Source organism: uncultured Spongiibacter sp., assembly GCF_964011655.1.
In the GTDB taxonomy this organism is placed as follows: domain Bacteria; phylum Pseudomonadota; class Gammaproteobacteria; order Pseudomonadales; family Spongiibacteraceae; genus Spongiibacter; species Spongiibacter marinus.
In genome coordinates, this window is record NZ_CAXGPO010000004.1 from 24,579 (window position 1) to 44,580 (window position 20,002).

General features: G+C 53.7%; 30 protein-coding genes. 28 read left to right on the plus strand and 2 right to left on the minus strand.

Translation table 11 applies throughout. The features are described from left to right. Positions 1-16 precede the first annotated feature (16 nt). From rpsS to rplQ, 23 genes are all read left to right on the plus strand, one after another. Positions 17-292: a 30S ribosomal protein S19 gene (gene rpsS / locus ABNS66_RS03300; protein ID WP_027874867.1), complete on the plus strand. Its 276-nt coding sequence runs from the start codon at positions 17-19 to the stop codon at positions 290-292. Positions 293-317: 25 nt separating this feature from the next. After that, positions 318-656, plus strand: a complete 339-nt coding sequence (gene rplV / locus ABNS66_RS03305; RefSeq protein ID WP_027874868.1) for a 50S ribosomal protein L22 — start codon at positions 318-320, stop codon at positions 654-656. Between the two features lie 13 nt (positions 657-669). After that, positions 670-1,344 (plus strand): 30S ribosomal protein S3, encoded by a 675-nt coding sequence (gene rpsC, locus ABNS66_RS03310; RefSeq protein WP_027874869.1) that lies wholly within the window; start codon positions 670-672, stop codon positions 1,342-1,344. An 11-nt stretch (positions 1,345-1,355) separates the two neighbouring features. Next, the gene (gene rplP, locus ABNS66_RS03315) at positions 1,356-1,769 is read left to right on the plus strand and encodes a 50S ribosomal protein L16 (protein ID WP_027874870.1); all 414 of its coding nucleotides are present in this window, start codon (positions 1,356-1,358) and stop codon (positions 1,767-1,769) included. Further along, a complete protein-coding gene (gene rpmC, locus ABNS66_RS03320) occupies positions 1,769-1,960 on the plus strand; it encodes a 50S ribosomal protein L29 (RefSeq protein WP_027874871.1) in 192 nt (63 codons plus the stop codon). The genes rplP and rpmC overlap by 1 nt, the downstream gene beginning before the upstream one ends. A 1-nt stretch (position 1,961) precedes the next feature. After that, positions 1,962-2,228: a 30S ribosomal protein S17 gene (gene rpsQ, locus ABNS66_RS03325; RefSeq protein WP_027874872.1), complete on the plus strand. Its 267-nt coding sequence runs from the start codon at positions 1,962-1,964 to the stop codon at positions 2,226-2,228. Between the two features lie 59 nt (positions 2,229-2,287). Further along, the gene (gene rplN, locus ABNS66_RS03330; RefSeq protein WP_027874873.1) at positions 2,288-2,656 is read left to right on the plus strand and encodes a 50S ribosomal protein L14; all 369 of its coding nucleotides are present in this window, start codon (positions 2,288-2,290) and stop codon (positions 2,654-2,656) included. A 34-nt stretch (positions 2,657-2,690) separates the two neighbouring features. Continuing rightward, positions 2,691-3,008, plus strand: coding sequence for a 50S ribosomal protein L24 (gene rplX / locus ABNS66_RS03335; RefSeq protein ID WP_027874874.1), 318 nt, complete (start codon positions 2,691-2,693; stop codon positions 3,006-3,008). Positions 3,009-3,021: 13 nt separating this feature from the next. After that, complete coding sequence (gene rplE, locus ABNS66_RS03340; protein ID WP_027874875.1) at positions 3,022-3,561, plus strand: 50S ribosomal protein L5; 540 nt, start codon at positions 3,022-3,024, stop codon at positions 3,559-3,561. 12 nt (positions 3,562-3,573) lie between these two features. Beyond that, a complete protein-coding gene (rpsN, locus tag ABNS66_RS03345) occupies positions 3,574-3,879 on the plus strand; it encodes a 30S ribosomal protein S14 (RefSeq protein WP_027874876.1) in 306 nt (101 codons plus the stop codon). A gap of 52 nt (positions 3,880-3,931) precedes the next feature. Continuing rightward, positions 3,932-4,327, plus strand: a complete 396-nt coding sequence (gene rpsH, locus ABNS66_RS03350; RefSeq protein WP_027874877.1) for a 30S ribosomal protein S8 — start codon at positions 3,932-3,934, stop codon at positions 4,325-4,327. Positions 4,328-4,353: 26 nt separating this feature from the next. Continuing rightward, positions 4,354-4,887, plus strand: coding sequence for a 50S ribosomal protein L6 (gene rplF / locus ABNS66_RS03355; RefSeq protein WP_027874878.1), 534 nt, complete (start codon positions 4,354-4,356; stop codon positions 4,885-4,887). Positions 4,888-4,897: 10 nt separating this feature from the next. Continuing rightward, positions 4,898-5,248 carry a 50S ribosomal protein L18 gene (gene rplR / locus ABNS66_RS03360; RefSeq protein ID WP_027874879.1) on the plus strand — a complete coding sequence of 117 codons (351 nt, stop codon included), beginning with the start codon at positions 4,898-4,900 and terminating at the stop codon, positions 5,246-5,248. 10 nt (positions 5,249-5,258) lie between these two features. Beyond that, a complete protein-coding gene (rpsE, locus tag ABNS66_RS03365; protein ID WP_027874880.1) occupies positions 5,259-5,771 on the plus strand; it encodes a 30S ribosomal protein S5 in 513 nt (170 codons plus the stop codon). Positions 5,772-5,790: 19 nt separating this feature from the next. Then, positions 5,791-5,967: a 50S ribosomal protein L30 gene (gene rpmD, locus ABNS66_RS03370; protein WP_027874881.1), complete on the plus strand. Its 177-nt coding sequence runs from the start codon at positions 5,791-5,793 to the stop codon at positions 5,965-5,967. A 12-nt stretch (positions 5,968-5,979) separates the two neighbouring features. Next, positions 5,980-6,414 carry a 50S ribosomal protein L15 gene (gene rplO, locus ABNS66_RS03375; protein WP_204995350.1) on the plus strand — a complete coding sequence of 145 codons (435 nt, stop codon included), beginning with the start codon at positions 5,980-5,982 and terminating at the stop codon, positions 6,412-6,414. Positions 6,415-6,427: 13 nt separating this feature from the next. Continuing rightward, positions 6,428-7,756: a preprotein translocase subunit SecY gene (secY, locus tag ABNS66_RS03380; RefSeq protein WP_027874883.1), complete on the plus strand. Its 1,329-nt coding sequence runs from the start codon at positions 6,428-6,430 to the stop codon at positions 7,754-7,756. A 32-nt stretch (positions 7,757-7,788) separates the two neighbouring features. Then, complete coding sequence (rpmJ, locus tag ABNS66_RS03385; RefSeq protein WP_084495682.1) at positions 7,789-7,905, plus strand: 50S ribosomal protein L36; 117 nt, start codon at positions 7,789-7,791, stop codon at positions 7,903-7,905. 132 nt (positions 7,906-8,037) lie between these two features. Further along, entirely contained in the window at positions 8,038-8,394 is a 357-nt protein-coding gene (gene rpsM, locus ABNS66_RS03390) for a 30S ribosomal protein S13 (protein ID WP_027874884.1), read from the plus strand. 74 nt (positions 8,395-8,468) lie between these two features. Further along, positions 8,469-8,861, plus strand: a complete 393-nt coding sequence (gene rpsK / locus ABNS66_RS03395; protein WP_022960548.1) for a 30S ribosomal protein S11 — start codon at positions 8,469-8,471, stop codon at positions 8,859-8,861. Between the two features lie 23 nt (positions 8,862-8,884). After that, complete coding sequence (gene rpsD / locus ABNS66_RS03400; protein WP_027874885.1) at positions 8,885-9,505, plus strand: 30S ribosomal protein S4; 621 nt, start codon at positions 8,885-8,887, stop codon at positions 9,503-9,505. A gap of 33 nt (positions 9,506-9,538) precedes the next feature. Beyond that, positions 9,539-10,540 carry a DNA-directed RNA polymerase subunit alpha gene (rpoA, locus tag ABNS66_RS03405; RefSeq protein ID WP_027874886.1) on the plus strand — a complete coding sequence of 334 codons (1,002 nt, stop codon included), beginning with the start codon at positions 9,539-9,541 and terminating at the stop codon, positions 10,538-10,540. Between the two features lie 56 nt (positions 10,541-10,596). Beyond that, on the plus strand, positions 10,597-10,986 hold the full coding sequence (gene rplQ / locus ABNS66_RS03410) for a 50S ribosomal protein L17 (RefSeq protein ID WP_027874887.1): 390 nt from the start codon (positions 10,597-10,599) through the stop codon (positions 10,984-10,986). 82 nt (positions 10,987-11,068) lie between these two features. On the opposite strand, the gene uvrA is transcribed toward rplQ, so the two are convergent. Further along, a complete protein-coding gene (gene uvrA, locus ABNS66_RS03415; RefSeq protein WP_286837316.1) occupies positions 11,069-13,894 on the minus strand; it encodes an excinuclease ABC subunit UvrA in 2,826 nt (941 codons plus the stop codon). A gap of 153 nt (positions 13,895-14,047) precedes the next feature. On the opposite strand from uvrA, the gene ABNS66_RS03420 reads away from it, so the two are divergent. The 5 genes from ABNS66_RS03420 (at position 14,048) to glp (ending at position 18,644) form a co-directional block, all read left to right on the plus strand. Beyond that, positions 14,048-15,397, plus strand: a complete 1,350-nt coding sequence (locus tag ABNS66_RS03420; protein ID WP_286694243.1) for an MFS transporter — start codon at positions 14,048-14,050, stop codon at positions 15,395-15,397. A gap of 78 nt (positions 15,398-15,475) precedes the next feature. Beyond that, entirely contained in the window at positions 15,476-16,003 is a 528-nt protein-coding gene (ssb, locus tag ABNS66_RS03425; protein ID WP_027874890.1) for a single-stranded DNA-binding protein, read from the plus strand. A gap of 79 nt (positions 16,004-16,082) precedes the next feature. Further along, a complete protein-coding gene (locus tag ABNS66_RS03430) occupies positions 16,083-16,943 on the plus strand; it encodes a sugar nucleotide-binding protein (RefSeq protein ID WP_286837615.1) in 861 nt (286 codons plus the stop codon). Next, complete coding sequence (gene moaB, locus ABNS66_RS03435) at positions 16,930-17,451, plus strand: molybdenum cofactor biosynthesis protein B (protein ID WP_286837613.1); 522 nt, start codon at positions 16,930-16,932, stop codon at positions 17,449-17,451. Before ABNS66_RS03430 ends, moaB begins: the two co-directional genes overlap by 14 nt. A gap of 2 nt (positions 17,452-17,453) precedes the next feature. Further along, a complete protein-coding gene (gene glp / locus ABNS66_RS03440; RefSeq protein ID WP_286837612.1) occupies positions 17,454-18,644 on the plus strand; it encodes a gephyrin-like molybdotransferase Glp in 1,191 nt (396 codons plus the stop codon). Between the two features lie 76 nt (positions 18,645-18,720). Here the strand turns inward: glp and fabB are convergent, their stop codons facing one another. Then, entirely contained in the window at positions 18,721-19,944 is a 1,224-nt protein-coding gene (gene fabB / locus ABNS66_RS03445) for a beta-ketoacyl-ACP synthase I (RefSeq protein ID WP_286837610.1), read from the minus strand. Positions 19,945-20,002: the final 58 nt, after the last annotated feature.

A 20,002-nucleotide genomic window follows, 5' to 3' on the forward strand; every position in this document is an offset into this window, starting at 1 on the left:
TAAAGAGGATTAGCTTGTGCCACGTTCATTGAAGAAAGGACCGTTTATCGATCTTCATCTTTTGAAGAAGGTAGAGACAGCGGTTGAGAAAAACGATCGTCGTCCGATCAAGACCTGGTCGCGTCGTTCTATGATTCTCCCCGAGATGGTTGGTTTAACCATCGCGGTACACAACGGTCGTCAACATGTTCCGGTGATGGTTACCGAGGATATGGTTGGGCACAAATTGGGTGAATTCGCCGCGACTCGCACCTACAAGGGGCACGTGGCTGATAAAAAGGCCAAGCGTTAAGCTTGGGCTGGGAGAGGCATAAACGATGGAAGTAGCGGCACGTTTAAAAGGCGCACGTATCTCCGCCCAGAAGGCCCGTTTGGTTGCTGACCAGATTCGCGGCAAGGGTGTAGAAGAAGCGCTGGATTTGTTGACGTTTAGCTCCAAAAAGGCAGCCGGCATCATTAAGAAGGTGCTGAACTCTGCAATCGCCAACGCCGAGCACAACGAAGGTGCTGATGTTGATGAGTTGCGAGTTTCGACAATCTTTGTCGACGAGGGTATGACGATGAAGCGTCTGCGCCCCCGTGCAAAAGGCCGGGCCGATCGCATCTTGAAGCGGTCTTGTCATATCACGATTAAAGTAGCCGACGGCGAAGGTTAGTAGGAGAGACCAAATGGGTCAGAAAGTACACCCGACCGGCATCCGGCTCGGAATTGTAAAAGATCACAACTCTGTCTGGTATGCAGGCAGCAAACAGTACGCACAACAGCTGGTGACTGACATCCAAGTTCGCGAGTACTTGGAAGAGAAGTTGGCGCACGCTTCTGTTAGCCGCATTGTGATCGAGCGTCCGGCACAAACCGCACGCATTACTATTCACACTGCACGCCCTGGCATTGTTATTGGCAAAAAGGGTGAAGACGTTGAGAAGCTGCGCAAAGAGCTCAGCAAGCGCATGTCTGTACCCGTGCACATTAACATTGAAGAGGTTCGCAAGCCGGATCTTGATGCGAAGCTGGTTGCACAGAATGTTGCACAGCAGCTTGAGCGCCGCGTTATGTTCCGTCGCGCGATGAAGCGTGTGGTACAGAATGCAATGCGCCAAGGCGCGGAAGGCATCAAAGTACAAGTTAGTGGCCGTGTTGGTGGTGCTGAGATCGCACGTACTGAGTGGTACCGGGAAGGTCGTGTACCTCTCCACACTCTGCGCGCAGATATCGACTACGCCACATACGAGGCAGCGACTACCTACGGCATCATCGGTGTCAAGGTCTGGATCTTCAAGGGTGAAATCCTGGGGAACAGAAACGAAGCAGTCGAAGCCAAGGCTAAGAAAGGTTCAGAGTAAGGGTTACGCACATGTTACAGCCGAAGCGCACAAAGTTTCGCAAGGTACAGAAGGGCCGCAATCGCGGTCTGGCAGAACGCGGCAGCCGGGTCAGCTTTGGTGATTTCGGCCTGAAAGCAGTCGGACGCGGTCGTATCACCGCTCGCCAGATCGAGGCAGCTCGTCGTGCCATGACTCGTCACATTAAACGTGGCGGTAAAATCTGGATCCGCGTTTTCCCGGATAAGCCAATTACTGAGAAGCCTCTCGAGGTTCGTCAAGGTAAAGGTAAGGGTAACGTTGAATATTGGGTTGCCCAAATTCAACCCGGTAAAGTGCTGTATGAAGTAGAAGGTGTGCCCGAAGAGCTGGCGCGTGAAGCCTTTGCACTGGCAGCAGCTAAGATTCCGGTAGCAACCCAATTTGTTAAGCGGGTGGTGATGTAATGAACGCTATTGAATTACGCGAAAAGTCAGTAGACGAGCTCAATGCCCAGCTGCTGAAGTTGCTCGAAGAGCAATTCAAGCTGCGCATGCAGAAAAGTACCGGCCAGTTGGCGCAGACGCATCTGCTGAAGCAGACCCGTCAAGAAATCGCGCGCATTAAGACTGTGCTCCAGGAAAAGGCAGGTAATTAAAATGTCAGAAGCAGCAAAGAGCGCTCGTACCGCCACCGGTAAGGTAGTTAGCGACAAGATGGATAAAACCATCACTGTACTGGTAGAGCGTCGTGTGAAACACCCAATCTACGGTAAGTACTTGACCCGTTCTTCTAAAGTCCACGCTCATGATGAGAATAATGAGTGCAAGACTGGAGACGTGGTAACAGTTTGTGAGACGCGTCCGCTGTCTAAGAGTAAGTCATGGACTTTGCTGCGCGTTGAAGAGACGGCTAAGCAGATTTAATTTGGCCGGCGGCCTGTGTTCAATGGCTTGATGCACAGTTGACTGCTTTGGAGTAAGAAATGATTCAAACAGAAAGCTATTTGGAAGTTGCAGATAACAGTGGCGCGCGTCGCGTTATGTGCATCAAAGTGCTTGGCGGCTCACACCGTCGTTACGCTCGTGTCGGCGATCTGATCAAAGTCACTGTCAAAGAGGCAATTCCTCGCGGCAAAGTGAAAAAAGGTCAGGTAATGACAGCGGTCGTAGTTCGCACCAAGAAAGGCGTTCGTCGCGGCGATGGTTCGCTGATTAAGTTCGACGACAATGCAGCAGTACTGCTGAACGCCAGTTTGGCTCCTATCGGCACGCGTATTTTTGGGCCGGTGACGCGAGAGCTGCGTGGTGAGAAGTTCATGAAGATTATCTCTCTGGCACCTGAAGTACTGTAATTGGTTCGCTGAAGAGAAGACTGAGGTCAGCATAATGCGCAAGATTAAACGTGAAGACGAAGTTATCGTCTTAACCGGTAAAGACAAAGGCAAGCGCGGCAAGGTACAGAAAGTACTGGACGAAAATCGCGTGCTGGTCTCCGGCATCAATATGATCAAGAAGCACCAACGTCCAAACCCACAGCTGGGTGTGGCCGGCGGTATCGTTGAGAAAGAGGCGCCTATCCAGGTGTCGAACGTCGCGATTTATAATCCGTCTTCGAATAAAGCGGATCGGGTGGGCTTCAAAGTTGCTGAAGACGGCACTAAGACCCGCGTATTTAAATCCAGCGGCGAAGCGATCGACGCGTAGGGGTTATTAGAAAATGGCACGATTAAGCGAACTGTATAACAACGAGTTGCGCGCCAAGCTTATTGAAGAGCTGGGTCTCGCTAACGCGATGGAAGTTCCCCGTATTACCAAGATCACTCTGAACATGGGTGTGGGTGAAGCCGCGGGCGACAAGAAAGTATTGGAAGCTGCTCTGGCTGACCTTGAGAAAATCAGCGGTCAAAAGCCTGTGGTAACCAAAGCGCGTAAATCAATTGCGGGCTTTAAAATTCGTGACGGTTGGCCGATTGGCTGTAAAGTCACGCTGCGCCGTGAGCGTATGTATGAATTTCTGGATCGCTTGATCTCTGTTGCTATCCCACGTGTACGTGACTTCCGTGGTATCAGCCCTAAGTCATTTGACGGTCGCGGTAACTTTGCGATGGGTGTGACTGAGCAGATCATTTTCCCGGAAATTGATTACGATAAAGTCGATACCCTACGTGGCTTGGATATTACTATCACCACGTCAGCGCGTAACGATGATGAAGGTCGAGCGTTGTTGAAAGCGTTCAACTTCCCGTTCAAAGCTTAAGGGGTTAGGGATATGGCAAAGCAGTCAATGAAAGCGCGCGAAGTAAAACGTGCTCGCGCAGTCGCCAAATACGCCGCTAAGCGTGCTGAACTTAAGGCTATTATCGCCAGCGTTGACGCAAGCGATGAAGAAAAGTGGGACGCCCAGGTTAAGCTGCAGAAGCTGCCGCGTGATGCGAGCCCTGTTCGTCAGCGCCGTCGTTGCCAGGTAACTGGTCGCCCTCACGGTGTTTACCGCAAGTTCGGCCTGTGCCGTAACCAACTGCGCCAAGCTGCGATGCGTGGCGATGTGCCTGGTCTGGTTAAGGCCAGCTGGTAAGATTGAGAATTTTGCTGTCGCGCGATAACGCGGCGATAAATGGGAGCAAAACATGAGCATGCAAGATCCTTTAGCGGATATGCTGACCCGCATCCGCAACGCTCAGATGGCTGGGAAGACTGAGGTTCAAATGCCTTCTTCTAAGCTGAAAAAGGCGGTAGCCAATGTACTTGAGCAGGAAGGCTACATCGCCGGTTCTCGTGTAGACGATAACGCTGGTAAAGCCACTCTGAGCATCGAGCTGAAATATTTTCAAGGTAAACCGGTTATCGCTGAAATTCAGCGTGTTAGCCGCCCAGGTCTGCGCGCTTATGCGGGTAAAGAAGATCTTCCGGAAGTACGTGCCGGACTGGGTATTGCCATTGTCTCCACCAGCCGTGGTGTGATGACAGACCGCGCTGCACGTGCAGCGGGTGTTGGTGGCGAAGTGCTCTGCACTGTTTTCTAAATCGACGGTTAGAAGAGTTTTCTAAAATGTCCAGAGTAGCGAAAAGTCCAGTGGCTCTCCCAAAAGGGGTTGAAGTCACACTCGGCGCCGACAGCATTGCGGTTAAAGGCAAGAATGGCAACATGTCCATGCCGCTGCACGAGTCCGTCGAAGTTAAACAAGAAGATGGTCAGCTTGTATTTGCTGCCCGTGAAGGTGCAAAAAATGGTTGGGCAATGGCGGGAACCACTCGCGCCTTGGCCAACAACATGGTGATCGGCGTCAGCGAAGGTTTTCAGCGTAAGTTGATCCTGAACGGTGTTGGTTATCGTGCCAAAGCAAGCGGTAAGTCTGTCAATTTGGTGCTGGGTTTCTCCCACCCCATTGACTACGATTTGCCCGAAGGGGTTAAAGCAGAAACTCCCTCTCAGACGGAAATTGTTCTGACAGGTAGTGATAAGCAGGTTCTCGGCAAGGTTGCCGCGGAAATCCGCGCCTTCCGTCCGCCCGAGCCCTATAAAGGTAAAGGTGTTCGCTACGAAGACGAAGTTGTTCGTCGTAAAGAAGCGAAGAAAAAGTAAAGGCTAGCATATGAGCGATAAGAAAGTTTCAAGATTACGTCGTGCACGCCGAGCTCGCGCTAAAATGCGCGAACTGCGAGCGGTTCGTCTGTGCATTCATCGCACTCCGCGCCATATGTATGCGCAACTGATTGCAGCAGAAGGTGATCGCGTTCTTGCCAGTGCTTCGACACTGGACAAAGAGTTGCGTAGCGCATCAAGTGGCAATATCGGTGCAGCGGCTGGCGTTGGCAAGCTGATTGCAGACCGTGCTAAGGCTGCGGGTGTAACAAAGGTCGCTTTTGATCGCAGTGGATTCCGTTTCCACGGTCGAGTCAAGGCGCTGGCAGATGCTGCCCGTGAAGGCGGATTGGAATTCTAAGGTTTAGGCGATGGCGTACAACGAGCAGAAAGACAAAGCAAACACAGAAGGCCTCCAGGAAAAACTGGTTCAGGTTAACCGTGTTGCCAAAGTGGTCAAGGGCGGTCGTATTTTCAGTTTCACCGCGCTGACCGTGGTAGGTGACGGCAACGGCAAAGTGGGTTTCGGCCGCGGCAAGGCTCGTGAAGTGCCTGTCGCCATCCAGAAGGCAATGGAAGCGGCTCGCCGCAACATGGTCCAGGTGGATATCAAGGGCGATACCCTGCAATACGCAGTAAAAGGTGTTCATGGGGCCTCTAAGGTCTACATGCAGCCGGCGTCAGAAGGTACTGGTGTTATCGCCGGTGGTGCGATGCGTTCTGTGCTTGAAATTGCGGGTGTACACAACGTACTCGCCAAGTGCTATGGGTCTACCAACCCGGTAAACGTAGTGCGTGCAACAATTAAGGCACTGCAAAGTATCTCTTCTCCTGAAGAAGTCGCAGCGAAGCGCGGCAAATCGGTAGAAGATATCCTGGGCTAAAAAAGGGGCAGGATTCATTATGAGCAAGATTAAAGTTACACAGGTCCGCTCAGTAGCGGGCCGATTGAAGGCTCACAAAGCCTGCGTTGCGGGCCTGGGTCTGCGTCGCATTGGTCACACTGTCGAAGTGGAAGACACTCCTTCAGTACGTGGCATGATCAATAAAGTTAACTATCTGATTCGTGTTGAGGGTTAAAAAATGAGCGAGTTGCGTTTAAACACGCTGAGCCCCGCCCCAGGTCGTGTTAAAGACGGCAAGCGGGTTGGACGCGGTATCGGTAGCGGCTTGGGTAAAACTGCGGGTCGTGGCCACAAAGGTCTGAAGTCTCGTTCAGGCGGTAGCGTACGTCCCGGTTTCGAAGGCGGCCAAATGCCTTTGCAGAAACGCCTGCCGAAGTATGGTTTTACTTCTCGCATGGCCTCTGTAACCGCACAGATTCGTACTTCTGAGCTGAATGCTGTTGGCGAAGATGTTGTCGATCTGGATGCGTTGAAGCGTGCCGACCTGGTGTCAAACAACATTGAGAGAGCGAAAGTCTTTCTCTCTGGTGATGTGACCAAGGCTGTTACAGTTAAAGGTTTGGCTGTGACTAAAGGCGCCCGCGAAGCTATCGAAAAAGCTGGCGGCAAAGTCGAAGAATAGGGAACTATAACCCATGGCGAAATCCAGTCCTTTGACAACTGGAAAGCAGTCCGGACTAGGCGAGCTTATGGCTCGCCTTCGTTTTCTGTTGTTGGCGATAATTGTCTATCGCATCGGCACCCACATTCCGGTGCCCGGCATCAACCCGGATCAACTCGCCGCCCTGTTTAATCAAAATCAGGGTACGGTTCTTGGCCTGTTTAATATGTTCTCTGGTGGTGCACTAGAGCGCATGAGTATTCTGGCTTTGGGTATCATGCCTTACATTTCTGCATCCATTATTATGCAGCTAATGTCCGCCGTGAGCCCGCAGCTGGAAGCCCTTAAGAAGGAAGGTGAAGCCGGCCGCAGACAAATTAGTCAGTACACCCGCTATTTGACGGTGGTGTTGGCCTTATTGCAAGCGACAGGTATGACGGTTGGCCTGGCTAACCAGGGCCTCGCCTTTAATGCGGATATCAGCTTTTACTTCACCGCGGTGGTTTCTCTGGTAACGGGCGCTGTCTTCATGATGTGGCTCGGCGAGCAAGTCACCGAGCGAGGTATCGGTAACGGTATTTCTATGCTGATTTTCGCCGGTATTGTTGCAGGGCTGCCTTCGGCTGTTGGGCAATCTTTAGAGCAGGCTCGTCAAGGCGAGTTGAACGTACTGGTATTGCTGGCGATTTTGGTTCTGGCAGTTGCGGTAATCTACTTGGTGGTCTTCATTGAGCGTGGCCAGCGCCGCATCACGGTGAACTACGCCAAGCAGCAACGCGGCAACCGGATGTATCAGGCTCAGTCAAGTCATTTGCCTCTTAAGGTGAACATGGCCGGTGTTATACCTGCTATTTTCGCGTCCTCGATTCTGCTGTTCCCTGCGTCTATCGCGCAGTGGGTAGGACAAAGTAATGAGGGTATGGAGTGGCTGCAAGAGTTGGCATTGGCTATTGGCCCAGGTCAACCACTCAATATCATTCTATTTACAGCCTTGATTGTCTTCTTCTGCTTCTTCTACACCGCGTTGATGTTTAACCCGGATGAAGTAGCGGATAACTTGAAGCGTTCAGGTGCTTTTTTGCCAGGTATTCGCCCTGGTAAGCAGACGGCAAGTTACATTGATGATGTGCTTACTCGCCTGACAATGTTTGGTTCGCTATATATCGCCGGTGTCTGCCTGCTGCCACAGTTTTTGGTAGTTATGTGGAACGTTCCGTTCTATCTGGGTGGTACATCTCTGCTGATCGTAGTGGTCGTGGTTATGGACTTCATGGCACAAGTACAGTCGCACATGATGTCTCACCAATACGACTCGGTGATGAAAAAAGCTAACCTGAAAAATTACGGTAGCGGCGCCCGCTAATCGCGGCGCAGCAATTTGTTTGGAGTGTCGTCATGAAAGTTCGTGCATCGGTAAAGAAAATTTGCCGCAACTGCAAAATCGTTCGTCGCAAAGGTGTTGTTCGCGTTATCTGTAGCGCAGAGCCACGTCATAAGCAGCGGCAGGGCTGAGCAAAATTTGGTCGCTGGGCTTGAAACCCGGCCCGGTTGTAGATAGACTACGGCGCCTTTCGCGCGGGGTCTGTTCATCTGGCCAGATTTTGTCAAGCGTTAAAAGTTAAAGCTTTAATTGGAGTAATCTGAATGGCTCGTATTGCGGGTGTTAACATACCAGATAACAAGCATGCCGTTATTTCGTTGACTTATATCTACGGAATTGGTCGCACAACTGCTAAAAAATTGTGCGCGGGCAACAACATTGCGGAAGACGCGAAAATCGCTGACCTGACTGAAGAGCAGCTCGATTCACTGCGTAACGCAATTGCCAAAATGACGGTAGAAGGCGATCTGCGCCGCGAAGTATCTATGAACATCAAGCGTCTGCTGGACCTTGGCTGTTTCCGTGGTCTGCGTCACCGTAAGGGTCTTCCCCTGCGTGGTCAGCGTACGAAAACTAACGCGCGTACTCGCAAGGGTCCACGTAAGCCGATTCGCAAGTAATTGCGAAGCAGCAAAGCGCCTTTAGTGTAGCTACACCACTAGTGTAGTGTTGATATTAGAAGCAGGAAGTAAACATGGCTAAACCAGGCAAGCAAGCGCCTCGCAAGAAGGTCAAAAAGACCGTTGTCGATGGCGTCGCGCATATTCATGCGTCATTCAACAACACCATTATCACCATTACAGACCGCCAGGGAAACACTCTGAGCTGGGCAACAGCTGGTGGTAGTGGTTTCCGCGGTTCGCGTAAAAGCACCCCCTTTGCGGCACAGGTTGCAGCAGAGCGCGCGGGTAATGCTGCGAAAGACTACGGTCTTAAAAATCTTGACGTGGAAGTTAAAGGTCCCGGACCTGGCCGTGAGTCGGCTGTTCGCGCTTTGAACAACTGCGGCTACAAGATCACCAACATCACAGACGTGACGCCCATCCCCCATAATGGTTGCCGTCCTCCCAAGAAACGTCGCGTGTAATTAACAGTTGAGGAATAGTTAACATGGCTAGATATTTAGGCCCGAGCTGTAAATTAGCAAGACGGGAAGGCACTGACCTGTTTTTGAAGAGTGGCGTTCGTCCTCTGGATTCTAAGTGCAAAGCCGAAAACGCTCCCGGTATGCACGGTGCGCGTCGCGGACGTTTGTCCGACTACGGCGTTCAGCTTCGCGAAAAGCAAAAAGTTCGTCGTATGTACGGTGTTCTGGAAAAGCAATTCCGTAGCTACTACAAGAAAGCGGCAAGCAAGAAGGGCGCAACTGGTGAAAACCTGCTGCAATACCTCGAAGGCCGTTTGGACAATGTTGTATACCGTATTGGTTTCGGTTCTACTCGTGCCGAAGCGCGTCAGTTGGTATCACATAAAGGTATCCTCGTTAATGGCCAGACCGTTAACGTACCGTCTTATCAGGTTCAGCCTGGTGACGTGATTAGCCTGCGTGAAAAAGCGAAGAAGCAACTTCGTGTTCAGTCCGCACTTGCACTTGCAGCACAGCGCGGCGACGTGTCTTGGATTGATGTAAACAGCGACAAAATGGAAGCCGTTTACAAAAATGCACCAGACCGTAGCGACTTGTCTTCAGAGATCAATGAACAGCTGATCGTTGAGCTTTACTCGAAGTAAGTTATTTCCGGACATTCTCACTACAGGTGATCTATGCAAAGTGCAGTGAATGAATTTTTAACACCGCGAGTGATCCAGGTTGAAGAGCAGGGTCAAACTCGCGCGAAAGTCACCTTGGAGCCGCTTGAGCGTGGTTTTGGGCATACCCTGGGTAACGCCTTGCGCCGTATTTTGCTGTCTTCAATGCCTGGTTGTGCGGTGACCGAAGCTGAAATCGACGGTGTGTTGCACGAATACAGCGCAATGGAAGGTGTTCAGGAAGACGTTATCGAAATCCTGCTTAACCTGAAAGAAGTGGCGGTGATTCTTCATGGTAAAGACCAAGCTGTATTAACACTCAGCAAAAAAGGCGAAGGCCCGGTAACTGCTGGTGATATTCAGACTGACCATGAAGTTGAAATCGTCAACCAGGATCACGTCATCGCCAACCTGAATTCTGGTGGCGAGCTGAATATGCGCCTCACGGTTGCTCGCGGTCGTGGCTATGTCCCCGCCGACGTTCGCAACGGTGGCGAGGAAGAGACACGCTCTATCGGTCGTTTGCAGTTGGATGCTAGCTACAGCCCAATCAGCCGCGTTAGCTACGTTGTAGAAAATGCGCGGGTAGAGCAGCGCACCGACCTCGACAAGTTGGTACTGGATCTCGAAACCAACGGCACCATTGATCCTGAAGAGGCGATCCGTCGCGCGGCGACTATTCTTCAGCAGCAGCTGGCGGTGTTCGTTGATCTTGAAAGCGAAGGTGAGAAAGAGCCCTCGCGTGAAGAGAACGAAGTCGATCCTATCCTGCTTCGCCCTGTCGACGATCTCGAGTTGACCGTGCGCAGTGCGAACTGTCTGAAAGCTGAAAATATTTACTACATCGGTGACCTGGTACAGCGTACCGAAGTTGAGCTTCTGAAAACGCCGAACCTCGGCAAGAAGTCTCTGACTGAGATCAAAGATGTATTGGCTTCTCGTGGCTTGTCTTTGGGCTTGCGCCTGGACAATTGGCCACCAGCTAGCCTGAGAAACGACGACCGGGTTCTTGCGTAAGCATTGAACCGAAGATTATTTTGCTGAGATAGCAACGTTTATTAAAGGAAAAAGCCATGCGTCATCGTCATAGCGGCCGTCAATTGAACCGCAATAGCTCGCATCGCAAAGCGATGTTTCGCAATATGACGGCTTCATTGGTAGAGCACGAATTGATTAAAACGACTCTGCCTAAAGCCAAGGAACTTCGCCGTCACGCGGAGCCACTGATTACTCTCGCAAAAACAGATAGTGTTGCAAACCGCCGTTTGGCCTTTGCGCGTCTGCGTAGCGACGAGGCAGTGGGTAAGTTGTTCAACGAGCTTGGCCCGCGTTACGCGGCTCGCCCAGGCGGTTACATTCGCATTATGAAGTGTGGTCTGCGTACTGGCGACAAAGCTCCTATGGCTTACGTCGAGCTAGTTGATCGCCCAGTTGCGGATGAGATCGAAGACGACGAAGAGTAAGCTCTTCGCTGTTTCGACAGCATAAAAAATGCCGGCTATGCCGGCTTTTTTTATGCCTGTTGATTAGTAATAGCTTGCCGTATTACTTGAGCATGGGTTTTAAAAAGCGCCCGGTGTGGGACGCGGCAACTTGTGCAAGTGTTTCAGGGCTTCCCTCGGCGATGATTTGACCGCCACCGCTGCCGCCTTCGGGCCCCAGATCAACAAGCCAGTCGGCGGTCTTAATAACATCGAGATTGTGCTCGATGACCACCACGGTGTTACCGTGGTCACGCAGCCGGTGGAGTACCGTCAATAGCAGTTGAATGTCCTCGAAGTGCAGGCCGGTGGTTGGCTCATCGAGAATGTAAAGGGTTTTGCCGGTGTCGCGCTTGGAGAGTTCTTTGGCAAGCTTTACCCGCTGCGCTTCACCACCCGACAGGGTTGTTGCCGCCTGGCCCAGGCGAATATAGCTCAGGCCGACGTCCATTAGCGTTTGAAGCTTTTTCGCAATAGCTGGCACATTTTCGAAGAAGCTGTTGGCGTCTTCGACGGTCATCTCCAGCACTTCGTGGATGTTTTTTCCTTTATATAAAATGTCGAGTGTCTCGCGATTATAGCGTTTGCCCTGGCAAACCTCGCAGGCGACGTAGATGTCTGGCAGGAAATGCATCTCCACCTTAGTAACCCCGTCACCTTGGCAGGCTTCGCAGCGGCCGCCCTTGACGTTAAAGCTAAAGCGGCCAACTTTGTAGCCTCTGGATCGTGCCTCCTGAGTGCCGGCGAAAAGCTCTCGGATGGGGGTAAAGATTCCGGTATAGGTCGCCGGATTGGAGCGAGGGGTTCGGCCTATTGGGCTCTGGTCGATGTCGATGCATTTATCGACGAGATCCAAGCCCTTGATGTCGCTATATGGTGCGGGTTTCAGCGTGGTGGCGCCGTTCAACACAGTCGCAGCAATCGGGTACAGGGTGTGGTTGATCAGCGTTGATTTCCCTGAGCCTGAGACACCGGTAATGCAGGTCATCAAGCCCAGGGGGATATGCAAGTCGACGTCTTGGAGGTTGTTGCCTATGGCGCCTTCTAGGTGAATGTAGCGTTCGGGATCCGGTTGGTGGCGCGCTGTGGGGATCGCGATACAGCGTTTCCCGGACAAATAATCGCCAGTAAGGGATTGCTCACTGCTTAGTATGTCGTCCAAGCTTCCCTCTGCCACGACTTGGCCACCGTGAACACCTGCCCCGGGGCCGATATCAATAATGTGGTCGGCAGTGCGTATCGCGTCTTCATCATGTTCAACAACAATGACGGTATTTCCGATATCGCGCAGGTGGCGCAGGGTGTTGAGAAGTCGTTCGTTGTCGCGTTGGTGCAGGCCTATCGACGGTTCATCCAGGATATACATCACGCCTACGAGGCCTGCGCCGATCTGGCTGGCGAGACGGATGCGCTGTGCCTCACCCCCTGAAAGGGTATCGGCACTGCGGTCGAGGCTCAGGTAATTCAGGCCAACATCCACCAGAAAGCGCAGGCGGTCGTTGATCTCTTTCAATATTTTTTCAGCTATTTGCGCCCGGCGACCGCTCAACGCTAAATTTTCGAAATACTGTTTGGCGGCGCCCACCGGCATCGAGGCAATATCGGGCAGCGTTTGCTCTTCGATAAAGACATGCCTAGCTTCCTTGCGCAGTCGCGTGCCCTGACAGTCCGGGCACGCGTGAGTGCTCAGGAATTTACTCAGGTCTTCGCGTACAGTCTGCGACTCGGTGTCTCGATAGCGGCGTTCCATATTGGGAATAACGCCTTCGAAGCGGTGCTTGCGTTGGAAGCTGTCGCCGCGATCATTGATATAGGTAAAGCTGATCTCCTCGTCACCGCTGCCGTGCAAAATGCGCTGCTTATTTGCTTTGCTCAGGGATTCGAATGGCGCGTCAATGTCGAAATCGTAGTGTTCGGCCAGTGACTTCAACATATGAAAATAATAAACGCTGCGCCGATCCCAGCCGCGGATCGCCCCCGTGGAGAGGCTGGCCTCGGGATGCTGCACAATGCGTGACTCATCAAAGAATTGTCTAACGCCGAGTCCGTCGCAGCTGCCACATGCTCCAAGCGGGCTGTTGAAGGAAAACAGTCTGGGCTCTAATTCGCTTAAGCTATAGCCACAGTGAGGGCAGGCAAATTTAGCGGAAAAGCTAAGCTCTGCTTTGCTTGGGTCATCCATGTCGGCAACGCTGGCAATGCCGTCGGTGAGCTCCAGGGCGGTCTCGAAAGACTCGGCCAGACGTTGGGCTAAATCGCTGCGCACTTTGAAGCGGTCGACGACCACGTCTATGGAATGTTTCTTTTTCTTATCGAGCGTGGGGGCGTCATCCAAATCGACGACGATGCCGTCGATACGCGCACGCACGAAACCCTGGCTGCGCAGTTTGTCTAGCACATGAAGGTGTTCGCCTTTGCGGTTTTTGATCACCGGGGCGAGCATCATCATCTTACTGCCCTCGGGGAGAGATAAAACCGTGTCGACCATTTGGCTCACCGTCTGTGCGGCCAGTGGCGCGTCGTGATCGGGGCAGCGCGGTTCGCCGGCGCGGGCAAACAGCAGGCGCAAGTAGTCGTAGATCTCGGTGATGGTGCCCACGGTCGAGCGCGGGTTGTGAGAGGTCGACTTTTGCTCAATAGAAATGGCTGGCGACAAACCGTCGATGTGGTCGACATCGGGCTTTTCCATCATGGACAGGAACTGCCGTGCATAGGTCGACAGCGACTCAACGTAGCGCCGCTGACCTTCAGCGTACAGCGTGTCAAAGGCTAGGGACGATTTGCCAGAGCCAGACAAGCCGGTGATGACAACCAGCTTGTCACGGGGAATCTCCAGGTCGATATTCTTCAGATTGTGGGTGCGAGCACCGCGAACGATAATCCGATCCATTACAAACCCCGATAAAACAAACCCAACATTATACGGGGCGGAATCAAGGCGGCGCAAAGGCCAACTGGTTTTTTAGGGGGCGGCAAACTGGTAGACTACTGGCGGTTACTTCATTGATCACCGCTCGGGAATTTTCCGCACTTGAACTCCTCCATGTCTGCGCTGGAGCGTCGCGCTGTTGCAGCGTTGGCCTGTTTATACGTATTCCGCATGCTCGGCTTGTTTATGCTGCTGCCGGTTTTACCTCTCTATGCTGCGGACTACGCTTTTAGCACACCGGTTTTGGTTGGTCTTGCGCTGGGTATCTATGGCCTCGGGCAGGCTGTGCTGCAAATTCCGCTCGGTATGCTGTCGGACAGGATTGGTCGCAAGCCGGTTATTGTGGCGGGCTTGCTGTTGTTTGCCGCTGGCGGTGTGCTTGCAGCATCTGCTGAATCGATATTTACGGTGATATTTGGTCGGCTTATGCAGGGGGCGGGGGCAATAGCCAGCACGCTTACGGCGACCGTTGCCGACTTAACGCGAGAGCAGCACCGCAGTAAGGCGATGGCCGCCATCGGTGTCAGCATTGGGGTTTCCTTCGCGGTAGCAATGGTGGTTGGCCCCGGCGTTGCGGCCAGCTTTGGTGTTCCGGCGTTATTCTTGTTGACCTCGGCGCTCGCCATACTCGGCGTGGTGGTGGCCGTCTTTGTGGTGCCGTCCTCGCGCATCCAGTCTCGCGACCCGAGCGCCCGACCACTGGCAAGCTTGTTGTTGCGCTGTATTCGCAGTCCGTCTTTGATGCGTTTGAATGTGGGGGTTTTCGTCCTGCATATGGCCATGATGGCACTATTTTTGGTGTTGCCAGCCCGCCTTACCGAGCTGGGGCTGGCGCCTGCCGAGCATTGGATGGTGTACTTGCCTGTTATGGCCGCCGCGTTTGTGTTGATGGTTCCGGCATTAATTGTTGCCGAGAAGAAGTCATGGCAGGCGCTGATTTTGCGCCTTGCGATCGCCCTCTTGGCGGGGGTATTGCTGCTCGCGTCGGTATTACCGTTCTCATTGGTTTCGGTCTTGGCAGTGTTGCTGCTGTTCTTTACGGCTTTTAACTACCTCGAAGCATCGTTACCTGCGTTGTTGAGTCGCAGCGTATATGCGGGGGGCAAGGGCACGGCGATGGGCGTTTTTGCCAGCTTCCAATTCATGGGCGCGTTTTGCGGCGGTGCGCTAGGGGGATGGGTGCTGGGACACTGGGGAGAAGCTGCAGTATTTCTTGCGGCGGGTCTTGCCGGTTTACTTTGGCTGGCGTGCACCGTCGGCATGGTGCTTCCTGTTCAGAATATTAGCGTTACCCTAAGCTGGCCGCAGGGCGGCTGGGGGTATGAGCGTTTGCGAAACGAGGTATTGTGTCTGCCGGGCACATTAGACGTGACGGTCTTTGAGGACGAGCGCCAGGCCTATCTGCGAGTATCCAAGGGCTTTGATTTAGCTCAGTTGCCCGCGGAGCTTTACCGCCGGGACTAATGACGGGTTCCGGCAGAATCCGGTATAGTGGTGACTGTCATTTGGCAGGCCGCAGACAGTAATAATAGGAGAGTGCGCATGGCGCGAGGTATCAACAAAGTTATCTTGGTGGGGAATCTTGGCCAAGACCCAGAGACTCGATATATGCCTTCTGGGGGAGCCGTGACAAATGTCACCATCGCGACCAGTGAGACGTGGAAGGACAAGCAAACTGGCCAACCGCAAGAGCGGACAGAATGGCACCGGGTGGTGTTCTTCAATCGGCTGGCTGAAATTGCGGGTGAGTATTTGAAAAAAGGCTCAAAGGTCTACGTTGAGGGATCTCTGCGCACTCGCAAATGGCAGGATCAAAGTGGCCAAGACCGTTACACCACCGAGATTGTTGCCGCTGAAATGCAAATGCTCGACAGCCGTAGCGGTGGTGGCATGTCTGGTGGTTATGGCGACGATGGCTACTCCCAAGCGCCGGCGCCTCAGCAGCGTCGCCAAGCAGCACCTGCTCCATCAGCACCGCAGCGCCAAGCCCCTCCGCAGCAGCAAGCGCCCGCCCAGCAAAACGCTCCTGCTCCAGGTTTTGACGACTTTGATGACGATATCCCGTTCTAAGAGATGTCTTCGCAGTTGGTGAGCGCCGATGGGGCGGCGGCGGGATTAACGTCCCAGAAAAGTGTTGTGCAATGTCTAGATGAAGGCGGCAGTGGGCGAAACGGTGAGCGTGTTACTACTCTGTGAAGACTCCGCGTTAGCGGCGGCCCTGCAAGCGCAGCTGAACTCCCGGGGCCGGGAATTGCTGCAACTAAAGCCCTCTGAATTATTGGCGCAACCGCACTTGGCCGACGGTGCGATTCTCATTAACGCCCTTTTAACACCGGGCGAACCCGTCACCGACGCCGTCGTTGATATTCAGGCGGAGCTAATAAGTGCTGTAGGTCCGAAACTGCGGTGTTATTTGGGGCTGAGTGATGCCCGGGTTGTCGCGGCGTTGGATCGCGAAGAGCCGGTGGCAGAAAATGCCACCCCAGCCCCTCAAGGTCAGGATGCTGTCCGTCTGGCGGCAATGGAAGAGCAGCTGCTATCTGCGCCATTGCAGGCGCTTATCCTGCGCACGGGGCCACTTATTGCGACCGACGGTGATAATTTACTGTCCGCCTTTATCAAGGCGCTTAAAGCGGGCCAAGCGCTTGGTCTTGATGATTCTCAGCAGAGTGCTCCGACGCCGGTTGGTGACCTTGCCCGGGTGTTGTCGGCAATGATTGACCAGCTTTCCTGTGGTGCGCTGTGCCGGGGTATCTATCACTATCAAAGCAGCGGTGCCACTAGCGCCTATGCATTTGCCGAAGTGGCCTACGCCCATGCCGGGCAATATCTGGCGACTCCCCCCGATATTTCAATTGATGGCGATGGCTGGGGGTGGGTGACGGATTCGCGGGTACTCCGCTGTGAGCGTTTATTACGTAATTTCGGCATTAAGCAATTAGCGTGGCGATCCTGGTTGCCCAAAATGATTAAAACCCTTTGTGAGGATGATTGCGATGAGCGCCTCTGACGCGTTTTCAGCTCTGTCGATCGCGGTGCTGACCGTATCGGATACTCGAGATGAGGCTTCTGATAGCTCCGGGCACTACCTATGTACCGCTCTGCAAGAGGCCGGTCACCGGCAGGCGGATAAGCAGATAGTGAAAGACGATATTTATCAAATTCGCGCTGCGCTATCCGCTTGGATCGCCGATGAAAACATTGACGCTGTGCTGGTCACTGGTGGTACCGGATTTTCTGGCCGGGACTCCACGCCAGAGGCGGTGTCGGTACTTTTTGACAAGCACATTGAAGGCTTTGGCGAGGTCTTTCGCGCCGTGTCTTACGAAGAAATTGGCTCGTCGACCATCCAGTCGCGAGCCCTTGCCGGCTTTGCTAATAATACCGTGATATTTTGCATGCCAGGTTCTACGGGGGCATGCCGAACCGCGTGGACGCGGCTTATCGCGGAGCAGCTCGATAGCCGTCATCGCCCCTGCAATTTTGTGGGTGTGTTAAATACTCGCAGAGGTCACTAATAATGGCGCTGCGCCCGGTGGCGGAAGTACAGGCTGAGTTACTGGCAGATGCGAGCCTGTGTGGGGATGAGCGCTGTGATCTGAATGCCGCATTTGGGCGCATTCTTCGGGAGGATATTGTCGCGGCAACAGATGTGCCGCCGGCGGCCAATAGCGCGATGGACGGCTATGCATTGCGGGTCGCTGATCTTGCCGAAGGGCGGGCCCTGCCTATCAGCCAGCGTATAGCGGCGGGCCATGCCCCCGATGCCTTGCTGCCGGGAACCGCGGCGCGAATTTTTACCGGTGCGGTTATCCCGCCAGGGGCAGACTGTGTTGTTGCTCAGGAGGATTGCCGGCGATCCGACGAGGGCGTTGAGGTTGCGATAACGCCAGCAACTGGCCAGCATATTCGCCCGCGTGGCCAGGACATCGCTAAGGGGGCTGTTGTCGTAGCACGCGGTCGCAAGCTAGGCGCCGCGGACCTCGGCTTGTTGGCCTCTGTTGGGGTGCCGGCCTGTCGTGTCGCCAAGCGCTTAAAAGTTGCCTTGATGTCGACCGGGGATGAATTGCGAGAGCCCGGCGAGGCGCTCGGCACCGCGCAAATTTACAATTCCAACCGGCCGATGCTGGCTGCGCTGATTTCAGCAATGGGCGGTGAGCTTATCGACCTAGGAATTATCCCCGATACGGCAGAGGCGACTGCGGAGGCCTTGGCTCAAGCGGCTGAGTTGGCCGATGTGGTAATAAGCAGTGGTGGTGTCTCTGCCGGTGAGGAGGATCATGTTAAAGCGCAGATAGAGCGCTTGGGTGAGCTCAAGGTATGGAAACTGGCGATTAAGCCGGGTAAGCCCTTGGCCTACGGCCGAATTGCAGGCGTGCCGTTTTTTGGCTTGCCGGGCAACCCGGTGTCGAGTTTTGTCACCTTCTGCCTGCTCGTCAGGCCGTATTTGTTGGCCATGCAAGGCATCAGCGACCCGATGCCCGACGTCGTTCAGGCGACGGTGGACTTCGAATGGCTAAAGCCAGGTAGTCGGCAAGAGTATCTGCGTGTGCGCCTGAAGGGGGGCGTGCTGAGTTTGCATCCGCAGCAAAGCTCCGGGGCGCTAAGTTCAGTGGCGTGGGCGAATGCATTGGCAATTGTGCCGCCGGGTACGACCTTTAGGCGTGGAGAGGTTATCGATTGTCTTTCTTTCGCTGAGTTGGGTGCCTAGAGCGAAAAGAATAACCGTACTTGGCATACAAAAAAGCCCGCAGAAGCGGGCTTTTTTATGCGCAAGTGCTTTTGGGCTAGTCGTTAACTCGACTAAACACCAGGCTCGCGTTAGTGCCACCAAAGCCAAAGCTGTTAGACATAATGGTATTGAGCGTCACGTTTTCGCGCTTTTCTGTCGCAATTGGAATGCCGGCGGCTTCCGAATCCAGCTCCTCGATATTGGCGGAGGCGGCAATGAAGTTATTTTGCATCATCAGTAGCGAGAAGATGGCTTCTTGAACGCCGGTAGCCCCCAGAGAGTGCCCGGCCAGTGACTTGGTTGAACCGATAACGGGGATGGGGTGTTCGCCATAGGCCTGTTTAATGGCCTTGAGCTCCTGCATATCGCCGGCCGGCGTCGAGGTGCCATGTGAGTTGATGTAGTCGACCTCACTGCTGACATTTTGCAGGGCCAGGCGCATGCATCGCGCCGCGCCTTCGCCACTTGGGGCAACCATGTCATAGCCGTCGGAGGTGGCGCCGTAGCCGACTAATTCGCCATAAATTTTTGCGCCGCGCGCTTTGGCGTGCTCGAGTTCTTCCAGAACGATCATGCCGGCACCGCCAGCAATAACAAAGCCGTCGCGGTTAGCGTCGTAGGGTCGGGAGGCCTGCTGGGGGGTGTCGTTGTACTTCGTAGACAGCGCGCCCATGGCATCAAACAGGCAGCTCAGCGACCAGTGTTCTTCTTCGCCGCCGCCGGCAAAAGCAACATCTTGTTTGCCCAGCTGAATCAGTTCAGCAGCGTTGCCAATGCAGTGTGCGCTGGTGGCGCAAGCTGAAGAGATAGAGTAGTTCACACCTTTTATTTTAAAGGGGGTGGCCAGACAGGCAGATACGGTGCTGCCCATGGTTTGGGTAACCCGGTAGGGCCCAATACGTTTTACGCCGCGCTCGCGCAGTGTATCGGCAGACTCAATGAGGTTGGCCGAAGAGGCACCACCAGAGCCGGCAATAATGCCAGTACGCTCGTTATCGATATCCTTGTCTTCAAGTCCGGAGTCGGCAATCGCTTCTTGCATGGCGATGTAAGCATAGGCTGCCGCGTCGCCCATGAAGCGCAGTTGCTTGCGATCAATGTGGGCTTTTAAATCCAGGTCTTTAATGGAGCCTGAAATATGGCTGCGAAAGCCCATTTCCTTGTAGGTGTCGTTATGTGTGATGCCGGATGCACCATTTTGGAGCGAAGCCAAAGCTTGTTTGATGTCGTTGCCAATGCTGGAGACGATACCCATCCCCGTAACTACAACACGTTTCATGTCTACCTCGTAGCGTATGTTTGTTCTGTCAGTGAGTCTTGTTTGCCACGCTAGTGGC